General features: G+C 34.7%; 11 protein-coding genes. 2 read left to right on the plus strand and 9 right to left on the minus strand.

Features of this window, described 5'->3' with window-relative positions; all coding sequences use genetic code 11:
* Positions 1 to 176: 176 nt before the first annotated feature.
* Complete coding sequence (locus AC1RPH_RS03880) at positions 177 to 914, minus strand: amino acid ABC transporter ATP-binding protein (RefSeq protein WP_481761438.1); 738 nt, start codon at positions 912 to 914, stop codon at positions 177 to 179.
* A complete protein-coding gene (locus tag AC1RPH_RS03885) occupies positions 914 to 2,350 on the minus strand; it encodes an amino acid ABC transporter substrate-binding protein/permease (RefSeq protein WP_481761439.1) in 1,437 nt (478 codons plus the stop codon). The genes AC1RPH_RS03880 and AC1RPH_RS03885 overlap by 1 nt, the downstream gene beginning before the upstream one ends.
* Before the next feature lie 130 nt (positions 2,351 to 2,480).
* On the opposite strand from AC1RPH_RS03885, the gene AC1RPH_RS03890 reads away from it, so the two are divergent.
* Entirely contained in the window at positions 2,481 to 3,044 is a 564-nt protein-coding gene (locus AC1RPH_RS03890) for a GNAT family N-acetyltransferase (RefSeq protein ID WP_481761624.1), read from the plus strand.
* A gap of 52 nt (positions 3,045 to 3,096) precedes the next feature.
* Here the strand turns inward: AC1RPH_RS03890 and AC1RPH_RS03895 are convergent, their stop codons facing one another.
* Positions 3,097 to 4,173: a 3D domain-containing protein gene (locus AC1RPH_RS03895; protein ID WP_481761440.1), complete on the minus strand. Its 1,077-nt coding sequence runs from the start codon at positions 4,171 to 4,173 to the stop codon at positions 3,097 to 3,099.
* Between the two features lie 237 nt (positions 4,174 to 4,410).
* Here AC1RPH_RS03895 and AC1RPH_RS03900 point away from each other — a divergent pair, with 237 nt between their 5' ends.
* Positions 4,411 to 6,042 carry an ABC-F family ATP-binding cassette domain-containing protein gene (locus AC1RPH_RS03900; RefSeq protein ID WP_409022227.1) on the plus strand — a complete coding sequence of 544 codons (1,632 nt, stop codon included), beginning with the start codon at positions 4,411 to 4,413 and terminating at the stop codon, positions 6,040 to 6,042.
* Between the two features lie 49 nt (positions 6,043 to 6,091).
* Here the strand turns inward: AC1RPH_RS03900 and smpB are convergent, their stop codons facing one another.
* The 6 genes from smpB to eno all read right to left on the minus strand — a co-directional run bounded on the left by smpB (position 6,092) and on the right by eno (position 12,872).
* Positions 6,092 to 6,559, minus strand: a complete 468-nt coding sequence (gene smpB, locus AC1RPH_RS03905; protein WP_481761441.1) for an SsrA-binding protein SmpB — start codon at positions 6,557 to 6,559, stop codon at positions 6,092 to 6,094.
* Between the two features lie 17 nt (positions 6,560 to 6,576).
* The gene (gene rnr, locus AC1RPH_RS03910; protein WP_481761442.1) at positions 6,577 to 8,928 is read right to left on the minus strand and encodes a ribonuclease R; all 2,352 of its coding nucleotides are present in this window, start codon (positions 8,926 to 8,928) and stop codon (positions 6,577 to 6,579) included.
* A gap of 118 nt (positions 8,929 to 9,046) precedes the next feature.
* Entirely contained in the window at positions 9,047 to 9,292 is a 246-nt protein-coding gene (secG, locus tag AC1RPH_RS03915; protein WP_409022224.1) for a preprotein translocase subunit SecG, read from the minus strand.
* Positions 9,293 to 9,379: 87 nt separating this feature from the next.
* The gene (locus AC1RPH_RS03920) at positions 9,380 to 10,927 is read right to left on the minus strand and encodes a ClC family H(+)/Cl(-) exchange transporter (protein WP_481761443.1); all 1,548 of its coding nucleotides are present in this window, start codon (positions 10,925 to 10,927) and stop codon (positions 9,380 to 9,382) included.
* 134 nt (positions 10,928 to 11,061) lie between these two features.
* Positions 11,062 to 11,382, minus strand: a complete 321-nt coding sequence (locus tag AC1RPH_RS03925) for a bacteriocin immunity family protein (RefSeq protein ID WP_481761444.1) — start codon at positions 11,380 to 11,382, stop codon at positions 11,062 to 11,064.
* A gap of 161 nt (positions 11,383 to 11,543) precedes the next feature.
* Entirely contained in the window at positions 11,544 to 12,872 is a 1,329-nt protein-coding gene (gene eno / locus AC1RPH_RS03930) for a phosphopyruvate hydratase (RefSeq protein ID WP_481761445.1), read from the minus strand.
* Positions 12,873 to 12,916 lie beyond the last annotated feature (44 nt).

Here is a 12,916-nt window from a genome sequence, read left to right on the forward strand (position 1 = left end):
TTACTTTTCTCCTTTGCTAAAAAGCTTTTTTCAATTCAAATCATCGTAAACATCCTAATTTTTAGTAACTATACATAAAAAATCCTAACCACCACGCGAAGTGATTAGGACCTTTTACAATGCTTGCCCCACCAAAAATTAATGAAAGGCCGAAAGATTTAATTAGTTTGCACTTTTTATGCATTTAAAACTTTGTTTAAGAAATCTTTTGTTCTATCATTTTGCGGATTACTAAATATTTCATCTGGTGTACTACTTTCTAAAATGTAACCATCAGCCATAAAGACCACACGATCAGCCACTTCTTTAGCAAAACCCATTTCATGTGTGACAACAACCATTGTCATACCATCCCTCGCAAGTTGTTTCATAACATCTAAAACATCCCCAACCATTTCTGGATCAAGTGCAGACGTTGGTTCATCAAATAACATAATATCTGGTTTCATTGCAAGTGCGCGTGCGATTGCGACACGTTGTTTTTGACCACCAGATAACGAAGCAGGTGCAGCATCTGCTTTATCACTCAAACCAACTTGGGATAAAAGACGTTTTGCTTCCTTAGTTGCTTCTTCTTTTGTTTCTTTTTTTAATTCAACAGGCGCTAAAATAATATTTTCAAGAACGGTTAAATGTGGAAACAAATTAAAATGTTGAAATACCATGCCAATATTTTGACGAACAACATTTAAATCAGTTTTTGGATCACTTATATCATGCCCCTCAATAATAATTGAACCGGAAGTTAAATCTTCTAATTTATTTAAACAACGTAAAAAGGTACTTTTCCCAGAACCGGAAGGTCCAATCATGCAGACAACTTCTTTTTCTGCAACTGAAATATCTAACCCCTTCAAAACTTCATTTGAACCATAGTTTTTTTTCAAATTTTTAACTTGAATTTTAGCTGCCATTATTTAATCTTCCTTTCGACTAAATTAGATAACCACGTTAATAACGTTATGATAACGAGATAAATCACCGCGATAATCAACCACATCTTGAATCCTTCAAGGTTTCTTGCGATTATAATCTTACCTGTTTGCGTTAATTCTAAAATACCGATAACAGATAAAATTGACGTATCTTTCAACGTAATAATAAATTGATTAATAAATGATGGAATCATAATCTTAATTCCTTGTGGCATAATGACTTTCATCATTGCTTTTCCATAAGGTAATCCTAGACTACGAGCAGCTTCCATTTGGCCATTATCAACAGCCTTAATCCCACCTTTAACAAAGGCCGCTGTATACGCACCTTCATTTAACGTTAAGGTTATAATACCTGCCACAAATGCTGGAATCTTGCTCCCGGTTAAATTAGGAATACCAATGTAGATAAAGAAGGCCAATACAATTAGCGGTAGGCCACGGAAAATGTAAATTAATGTACTTGAAAGCCCATTAAGCCATTTATTTGGCGCAACACCCATCATACCTAAAATAATCCCTAAAACTGTTGCACAAACAATAGCCACAATTGTTAATAACATTGTTTGTTTAAATCCTTCTAATAATGAGCCACTATTTGTTTTCAATAAACCTAAAATTGTTCGAGAATTTTTAGAGTTAGCATTTTTTGCGTTCGTTCCAGTGTACTTATCAACAATCTTTTTATATTCACCGTTAGCTTTAAGTTTCTTTAGCCCGGCATTAAATTTTGTTATTAATTCTTTATTTTGCCCTTTTTTAACGGCGAATCCATATTCACCTTTTTCATATGTTTTACCAACTACTTTCATTTCAATACCATTCTTAACACCATATGCTAAAACTGGTTTATCATCAAAAGTCGCATCGGAATTTCCTGTCACAACATCGTCATACATGTTACTTGAATCATCAAAAGTTGTTGTTGTAATATTATATTGTTTTTTAATTGAGTTTACGAATTCTCCGGCAGCTGTACCAACTTTAATCGCTACCTTTTTCCCTCTTAAATCATCCAAAGATTTAATTGAACTGTTTTTACCAACAGCCATAGCTACCCCAGCTTCATAATAACTATCTGAGAAATCAAATTTAACACGACGTTCTGGAGTTATCATCATACCAGCCATAACCCCATCAATTTGGTTAGCATCTAATGCTTGAACCGCTGCATTAAACCCTAAGGCTTTAATATCAACTTTAAATCCTTCCTCTTTAGCAATGGCTCGCATTATATCCATATCAATACCAACATATGATTTACCATCTTCTGCTTGATATTCAAATGGTGCATAAGTTACATCAGTCCCGATTGTATACGTCTTTTCTGCTGCATTTACTTGATTACTATGTAAAAATAATAAAAATACACATGCGACCATGATTGACATGATCATTGACTGCCATTTTTTCATAATATCCTCCCCAAAACATTTTGATGTAACATAATATAACATATCTACACTTAGCAAGCAATTTAGTTGTTTTGACAATTATTTAAGTACCCTATACACTAGAGATATTCAGGAAAGGATGGTTTATATGATTATTAGAAGAGCAACAAAAAAAGATGCACACGAGGTCGTTCCTTTAGTGAATATTATTTTAGAAGATATGGAAATTCCTATTCTTCAAGAAATTCCATTACCCGACCTATTCAAAGTGCTAGAGCTTGCATTTGAAACAGAAGACTACCGTTACAGCTACGGTCGTGTTCAAATTGCCGATATTGATGGTAAGGTTGCTGGGATAGCATTTGGTTATCCGGATGAAGATGAAGACCATCTTGATCTTGCTATGAATCAATTTTTCCCACAAATTGGTTTACCTGAAACAACTGAACTCTTTCCAGACTCAGAAGTTTATCCAAATGAATGGTACCTTGATACCCTTGCTGTTTCACCAGATTTCCAAGGACAAGGCATCGGCACAAAACTTCTAGAGTCTCTTCCCGAGATTGCCCGTGCAGCTGGAAAAACAAAGATTGGCTTAAACGTCGACTTTGCAAATCCTAAAGCAGAAAAGTTATACACAAAAATGGGCTTTAAAACTGTTGGTAACATGATTATTAGTGGTCATGACTATCATCATATGCAAAAAGATATTTAAATAAATAAAAAGGTCTGCTAAAAATAAATTTAGCAGACCTTTTTTCATATCTTTATTCTAAAACTTTTACAGTAACTGTCTTTTTACCCCATGTGTAACATCTTGCATTTGAGATAAAATGCACATCAATTCGGTTTCCTTTAATTGCTGAACCTGTATCGCCAGCAATCGCAACACCATAACCAGATACCCAGACAACAGTTCCTAGCGGAATAACTGAAGGATCCACAGCAATTTGTTGTGGATTAGTTAACAAACTTAACCCATATGATCCATGAGTTCCCATCCCTGGTGCATTTGTTGAATAAGCCGTTGCGACCATTTGTAACGTTTTCTTAGTTGATTTGCCAGAAGTATCGTTGCTTGCTTTTTGGTCAGTACTTCCTTTTTTATCTGATGAATCATCACTTTCAGCCTTTTTAGCTGCTTCTTTTTTAGCAGCTGCTGCTGCCTTAGCATCAGCTTTAGCCTTTGCTTCTCTTGCTTTTTTTGATAACTCAGCATCTTTAGCCTTTGTTACTTTGGCTAAATCTTTCTTTGCGTCACCTAAAGTATCTTTTAACGCTGCTAATTGTTTATTCATTTCTTTTGTTTCTTGTTTTGTTTCAGATTGTTTTAATTTCAATGATTTTTGTTCAGATTCCAAATGCGCTTTAGCATCTTCCATGGTTTTGATATTAGACGCAACATCTTTCATCGTTTTGTTATCAGCAGATTGTAAAACAGAAACTGCGTAAACACGGCTAATAAAATCACCAGCATTCTTTGCTTCAAGAATAGCCGTTACCATTTTACTACTTGAATCATTAACTTGTAGACTTCTTAATCTATCTTTAGCATTTTCAATACGTGTATCTAATTGTTTTTGTTCATTACCAATTGATTTATCTTGTGAACCAATTTTCTTTTCTTTATCAGAAATTTCTTGATTTAATTTATCAATTTTTGCATACTCATCATTAATACTCGTTAATGACTTTGAAATTTTTGAATTAGCAGTTGTTACTTTCTCTTGTGCAGCTGATTCTTGTTTTTTTAAATCACTGATAGATGTTGCACTAACAGAAACCGAACCACCTAATAAGCAAAGTATAACTGCCGTAAAACCAATAATATTTCTAATTTTCAAAATAATACTCCTTTTTGTAAATAACTTTATTACCCATTTCTAGAGTATATCGAACCGACAAGTCAGACATGTGTCAGGCATATTACAAAACATCACTCATATTACAACTCTATGACTAACGTACCCTCATTTTCAGAAATAATCATTTTATTTGAGTTCATTTTCAAAACCGTTTCATTTTGAGCCTGAAATATGCTATGATATGTAGATTATACAAACGAATAGTGAGGGTATTAAATGATAACTGTAAGTAATGTAAGTTTAAGTTTTTCAGACCGTAAGTTATACGATGACGTTAATTTAAAATTCACGCCTGGTAATTGTTACGGACTAATCGGTGCTAATGGCGCTGGTAAATCAACATTTTTAAAGATTTTATCTGGTGAAATAACACCAAGTACAGGTAAAATTTCATTAGATCCAAATGAACGTATGACAATGCTACAACAAAATCATTATGGCTTCGAAGAATATACTGTTCTTGAAACAGTCATTATGGGTTACAAAGAACTCTATGCTGTTATGGAAGCAAAAGATGCTATTTATGCAAAAGCTGATTTTTCTGATGAAGATGGTATCAAAGTTGCTGAACTAGAATCTGACTTTGCTGAAATGAATGGTTGGGAAGCTGAATCAGAAGCTTCAACTCTTTTACAAGGCTTAGGCTTCGCTGAAGATATGCAAAATAAAAAGATGAGCGAACTAACAGAAAGTCAAAAAGTTAAGATTTTGCTTGCACAAGCACTTTTTGGTAATCCTGATGTTCTCTTACTTGATGAACCTACTAATGGGTTAGACATCAAATCAATTAACTGGTTAGAAGATTTCTTAATTAACTTCTCAAATACCGTTATTGTTGTTTCTCATGATAGACATTTCTTAAATAATGTCTGCACCCACATGTGTGATGTTGATTTTGGTAAAATCAAATTATTCGTTGGTAATTACGACTTCTGGATGGAATCAAGTGCCTTAGCTTCAAAACTTGCAAATGATTCTAACGATAAAAAAGAAGCTAAAATCAAAGAATTACAAGATTTCGTTGCACGATTCAGTGCTAACGCTTCTAAATCTAAACAAGCAACTTCTCGTAAGAAAATGCTTGAAAAAATCACACTTGATGATATTCAACCTTCATCACGTCGCTACCCATTCATTAACTTTGAAATCGACCGTGAAATTGGTAATGATTTATTATCAGTTAGTGGCGTTTCAAAAACAATTGATGGCGTAAAAGTTTTAGATAATATCTCATTTAGTTTAGGCAAAGATGATAAAACAGCCTTTACAAGTGAAACTGATATTGCTGTTACAACATTAATTAGAATTCTTTCTGGTGAATTAGAACCAGATACAGGTACAGTTCAATGGGGTGTAACAACATCACAAGCTTACCTTGCTAAAGATAATAACGACCAATTCGCTGATGAACATTTAACAATTATCGATTGGTTACGTCAATTTGCTTCTAAAGCAGAAAGTGATAACACTTTCTTGCGTGGATTCTTAGGTCGTATGTTATTTTCTGGTGAAGAAGTCGATAAAGAAGTTGGCGTCTTATCCGGTGGAGAAAAAGTTCGTTGTATGTTATCAAAAATGATGTTAACAAGAAACAACGTTCTTTTACTTGATGATCCTACTAACCATTTAGATTTGGAATCAATTACTTCATTGAATGAAGGTCTTTCAAATTATAAGAGTGCTCTATTATTCGGCTCTCATGATCGTGAGTTCATTCAAACAATCGCTAACCGTATCATCGAAGTAACACCAAACGGTCTTGTTGATCGAGCAGATACTACTTATGATGAATTCTTAGAAAATAAAGATGTTCAAGATCAAATTGCTGGTCTTTACAAACAAGCTTAATAACTAAAAAGGAAGCAACCAATTTCAAAATTGGTTGCTTCCTTTTTTATTAGTAATTTTTAAGTACGCGTTGAATTTGGCGTTCCTGATCTCGACGTTTAATTGTTTCACGTTTATCGTAATCATTCTTCCCTTTTGCAACACCGATTAGTACTTTTGCAAAGCCGTTTTTAATGTACACTTTCAAAGGGACAATTGTAACACCCTTATTTTTAGTTGCTTCATCAAATTGAGCTATTTGTTTTCTATGCAATAATAATTTACGATTTCGAAGTGGATCATGATTGAATTGATTTCCTTGATCATACGTTGAAATATGAACATTCATCAGCCAAGCTTCACCATTTCTAATTTGCGCAAATCCATCTTTTAGATTAATACGACTATTTCGAACGGATTTAATCTCAGTACCTGTTAAAACGACACCAGCCTCAACCGTATCTTCAATGTTATAACTGTGTCTTGCTTTTTTATTCTGGGCTAAGGGTTTATCAAAAGATGACTTTTCTTTTCGCAATCTTAATCCCCCCGATATTATTTTTGACGTGTATTATTTTTTCTTGGTGCTGTGTTTTTATTAGCTGATTTGTAGAATGGTTTCTTTCCATTACTATTTCCAGCAGCTGGTTTACCATTACGGTTATAAGGTTTCTTGTCTCCTGGACGACCATTACCTGGACGTTTGAAGTTTCCACCTTTACCTCGTAAATCAGAAGTTGGTGTGTTTTGTGGATTAACAATTTCAAAATCAATCGCACTTTGCTCAATATCAACTTTAGCAACTTTTACTTCGATTGGTTGACCAATTCTGAAAGTTCTCTTGGTTCTCTTACCTACTAATGCCATATGCATATCTAAATATTCATAATAGTCATCCTTCATATTACTAATATGAACAAGACCTTCAACAGTATTTGGTAATGAAACGAAGACACCAAACTTCATAACTGAGCTAACAACACCTTCAAAGGTTTCACCAACATGATCAGCCATGTATTCAGCTTTTTTCATTGCGTCAGTATCACGTTCGGCATCAATTGCGCGACGTTCCATTTGTGATGTATGTGTTGTAAGTTCAGGTAATTGTTCAGCATATTTTTCTTTTTGAGTGTCCCCAATACCATTTTCTTCGTAGAAACGAATTAAACGATGAACCATCAAATCAGGGTAACGTCTAATTGGTGACGTAAAATGCGTATAATCAGTAGCAGCTAAACCAAAGTGACCTAATGATTCATCAGTATATTTAGCTTGTTGCATACTTCTAAGTAACATAACAGAAACCATTGATTCTTCAGGTTTACCAGCTACTTCTTTTAAAACACCTTGTAACATTTTAGGTGTTACATTCTTACTATCACCTTTAACAACGATACCAAAACTGGTTAAAGTTTCGAAGAAACGCATTACTTTTTCATTCTTAGGTGTTTCATGCACACGGTAAACAAAAGGTACTTTTAATTTATCGTAATGAGCTGCAACAGTTTCATTTGCAGCTAACATAAATGATTCAACTAAACGTTCACTTGTTCCACGAGTTCTAATTTGAATATCAATTGGGTGACCCGCTTCATCAACGATAATCTTAGATTCATTATCATCAAAACTAATTGCACCACGTTTTTTACGCATTTTTTCAAGAATTTTGTGTAATTCGCCCATTGTTTCAAACATTGGGACCAATTCTTCATATTTAGCTTTCGTCTTTGCATCATCTGATTCAAGAATCTTGTTAATGGCTTTGTAAGTCATACGTTCTGTCGTTTTAATCACACTTTGGAAGATTTTGTGGTTAACAACATAACCTTCTGGTGTAATTTCCATTTCACAACTCATAGCAAGGCGTTCAACTTTTGGATTCAATGAACAAATACCATTTGATAATTTGTGAGGCAACATTGGAATAACACGGTCAGTTAAATAAACACTCGTTCCACGTTCGTATGCTTCACGATCAAGTGGTGTGCCTGGTTGGACATAATGCGAAACATCAGCAATATGCACACCTAAATGGTAGTTCCCGTTATCAAGTTTCCAGGCAGTAACAGCATCATCTAAATCCTTAGAATCAATACTATCAATTGTTACCAATGTTTGGTCCGTTAAATCAACACGGCCAATTTTTTCTTCTGGTAGCACAACTTCTGGAGTTGCTTCAGCTTGAGCCATAACATCTTCAGGAAATTCACTAGGAATATCATGTTGATAAACAACTTGTAAAATATCCATACCTGGATCGTCTTTGTTACCCACAACTTCTTTAACCAATGTTTCAATAACTAATGGTTTTTCACTTGTTGGGTAAGCAGTAATATCAGCTGTAATAACTTCTCCGGCAACTGGATGTAAACCAACCCCTGTTACCAATAAGTTATAACGTTGTAATTTCTTGTTTTTAACAACTAAATGGCCAATTATTCCTGAATTTTCAAGGTCAGATGGTTCAACTTCAAATTCACCAACAATTGATGTTACATTATGTTCAACAATTTTATTAACTTTACCTTCAGGACCACGGTCATCCCCAGGTTTAGCAGCACTTGTAATCTCAATCTCAACACTATCACCATTTAAGGCAGACATTGTTTGTGTTGGATTAACGAAAACATCAGGTTGTTCTGGATCAATCGTAACGAATCCAAATCCACGATCATTTGCATGAAAAATACCCACTAATTGTGGTGTTTGAAGTGCAATTTGAAATTTGCCTTCTGATGTAATTTTCACTTCACGTTTACGTTCCATTTCAGCAAGTGTTTTAACAAGTTCTTTGAACGCATCCTGGCCTTCTAATTTAAGGGCAGCTGTTAATTCTTCAACACTGAAAGATTCATTTTCTTTAATTTTTAGTTCTTTTAATATAAGTTCTTGCATCTTTTTATCCATGTATACCTCGTTTTCATATTCGTATTTGCGTTACATTTATTTATTATTAATTTTATTTTATTTCTAAATAAAAGCCTCCTGCTGCAACAATTGTTTGCACAGGAGGCTTTCTTTATTATTATTTTGAGGCCAAATAGACAAGTCCTAGAGCTAGACAGAAAAATAAAACGCCCAAGACAAAGGTTACTTTTTGCATAAATGCTTCGAATCCACGTGGTTTTTGTTTGCTAAATAAATCGTCAGCACCACCACCGCCACCAGATAAAGCACCTGAAGCGTTATTTGTTTTTGCAGGTTGCATCATAACAGCGATAATCATTAAGACTGAAACGATGATAATTAAAATTGTTAGTATGTTAGTCAAATCATTTACCTCCTTAACCCAATTACGTAATCTATATCTATACTAATTTAGCACAGTTTGCATTAATTTTCCACCGTTATTATTTTATTAAAGTGATTCAAATCCGGATAATGTATCCATTTCTGTCTTAAGTTTAGGTCGATTTTGGTGCTCAGTCAAAAGAACTAATGTATCTCCTGCTTTTAAAACCGTCACACCATGTGGAATTAATTGCTTTTCACCACGTCTAACCGTGATTAATAAGCTATTTTCAGGCCAAACTACTTCTGAAACTTTTTTATTTTCTAAATTTGATCCAGCAAAAATAGGCGTCTCAAGTCGGTCCTTTTTACCGCCCAAATCAATTTCATTTTGACCAATTAATTTTTTAAGTAAAGAATCGTAGATAGGTGCGCCGCCTAAAATATCAATAACTAAAAATGAAACTAATGAAATAATGGCTAGTGGCATTAAGTGATGTAAACTACCCACCATTTCCGTAACTAATAAAATAGCTGTAAAAGGTGCTTTACCAATTCCAGCAAAGTACCCGGCCATTCCAAAAATAATAAAATCAGTTATATATTTAGCTGGTAACAACCCTAACATTATCATAACAGTTGCATACCCAGCGCCAATAATAGCGCCTAATGTTAGAATAGGCAGAAAAATACCACCTGGTAATCCAGAACCATAGGATATCATTGAAAAGATAAATCTTAAAAGAAAGAGTCCCAATAAAACGGTCAATGATTTACTTTGAACTAGACTTAAAATAATCTCATTACCGCCACCTAAAGTTTGTGGTAAGTATAATCCAATCGGAATAACTAAAATAAAAGGGACAATTGAGCGATAAAAAATCGGAATTTTATGTAGAATATTATATAAATCAGTCGATTTAAGTAATACGTTTTGATACAGATAGCCTAGGAGGCCCAAAATAAGCCCTAAAGCAATCAAATGCCAGTATTGTAACAATGATAAGGTCTGAATATCCATCATTTGTAGCGCCGGTTTTAGACCGAAAAAATGCAATGAAATATAATTGGCTGAAATTGAACTAGCTAATGCTGTTGTCCAAATCAACGGTGAAAAATTATGATACACTTCCTCTAATATAAAAAGCGTACTCGCAATTGGTGCATTAAAAGCTGCGGATAGACCTGCAGCGCCACCACCTGCAATCAGAATGCGGCGTTCCGATTCAGTATGTTTAGTCATCTCTGCGAATCCTTGTCCGACTGCTGCACCTAGTTGAATAGATGGGCCTTCACGGCCGAGGAATAGCCCTGATCCAATGCCTAAAACACCACCGATAAATTTTCGCCATAAAACTGACCACCAACGCATTTCAAGATTACCAGCAAGCTGGCCCTCTACTTGCGGAATACCGGATCCCATAATATTTGGCTCTTGCTTCATTAGTGTTCCAATACCTAGTACCATAGCTAGACTCAAAAGAATCATTGGAAACAGTAACCACATATTCTGATTAATTGCCTGGTAAAAATAGATAAAGACTTTAAGCACATAAATAATAGCTAACCTAAATAGACTTACAACGATACCTGTAACGAGCCCAATTAATAGCCCTCTTAAAATAAATATGAGATTAGTTAAATTCAATCGCTCTTTGATACCTTGTTTTGTCATAAAACCATACACACCTCTTCATTCTATTAGTATATGCTAAAATCCAATTATTTGCTGAACTCATTAGTAACAAAAAAAGAATTATTCAACTATTGAATAACTCTTCTTAAAAACTAGCATAATCTAATGATCACTTAAGGATGATAAATCATACTCATAGCTATAAGTCCCCAGCCTAAATTTTTTTTAAATAAACCGGTTGTCGAAATTTCCATATAAAATCGACCAACGTCAGCACTTAACTTTATTTTATTTTTTAAATTACTTACAGCCAATAAGCGCAACGACTCCGCTAAATCAGCGACTGCCTTCTCGAAGTACTGCCCACGCTCAACTTTATTTTTAAAATCAACTAATAAGAGACGTTCCTCATTTGTCGTTTCTTCGTTTAAAATAAGATCATAAACTTTTGATGTTAGATCATCTTGTATTGTAATACGCTCTGATTTTTTCATACACGCTCACATTCCTAACTATAATTTCCAACATCTAAATTATACAACAATAAGTTTTACCTTTCAATATAGTGCGTCCTATTATAATACAAAAAAGGTCCCACCTAAAATCAAATTAGGTAGGACCTTCTTTCAATCAGAAACGCTTAATTCATAAAGAATTATTTGTTAACGATTGTATCGCGAGCATCTGAACTCAAGTTGTAGAATGAGTGGATACCTTTGTATTCTGATGTTTCTTCTAAGTTATCTTCAATTCTCATTAATTGGTTGTACTTAGCGATACGATCAACACGGCTCAATGAACCAGTCTTGATTTGGCCAGCATTAGTTGCAACAACTAAGTCAGCGATAGTTGTATCTTCAGTTTCACCTGAACGATGAGAAACGATAGCTGTATAACCAGCTTCTTTAGCCATTTCGATAGCTTCCATTGTTTCTGTAAGTGTACCGATTTGGTTAACTTTGATAAGGATTGAGTTTGAAACGCCCATTTCGATACCTTTTTTAAGGTAGTCAGTGTTTGTAACAAATAAATCATCCCCAACTAATTGAACTTTGTTGCCCAATTTAGCTGTCATCATCTTCCAGCCTTCCCAATCGTTTTCATCCAAGCCATCTTCAATTGAGATAACTGGGTATTTGTCAACGATTGCTTCAAGGAATTCAACCATTTCTTCAGAAGTATAATCTTGGCCATTTTCGCCTTCATATTGTAATCTATATTTGCCAGTTTCAGCATTGTAGAATTCTGATGAAGCAGCATCAAATGCGATAGCAATATCTTTACCAGGTTTGTAACCGGCACGTTCGATTGCTTCGATTAAGATTTCAAATGGTTCTTCATTGTTCTTAAGATCAGGAGCGAAACCACCTTCATCACCAACAGCAGTAGAGTAGCCTTTTTCAGCTAAAATCTTTTGTAAGTTATGGAATGTTTCTGAACCCATACGTACAGCTTCTTTGATAGAAGGTGCGCCAACAGGCATGATCATGAATTCTTGGAAATCAACACTGTTGTTAGCATGTGATCCACCATTGATAACGTTCATCATAGGAGTTGGAAGGACATGTGCGTTAAATCCGCCTAAGTAACTGTATAAAGGAACTTCTAATTCATCAGCAGCAGCACGAGCAGCAGCAATTGAAACACCTAAAATAGCGTTAGCGCCCAATTTACCTTTGTTTGGTGTACCATCTAATGCGATCATAGCTTTATCAATACCAACTTGATCAGTAACATCATATCCAACAATTTCTTTAACGATAATGTTGTTTACGTTGTCAACAGCTTTAGTAACGCCTAAGCCCATGTAACGAGATTTGTCGCCATCACGTAATTCAACGGCTTCATGTTCACCAGTTGAAGCACCTGAAGGAACAATTCCGCGGCCCATTGCGCCGTCTTCTGTGTAAACTTCAACTTCAACAGTTGGGTTACCGCGTGAATCTAGAACTTCGCGTGCATAAATATCTGTAATCATTGACATAAATTTGTACTCTCCTTTAAAAACGTTTTTTGGCGGGGATACAA

The organism is Dellaglioa sp. CoH-57-MRSF-16, assembly GCF_056782055.1.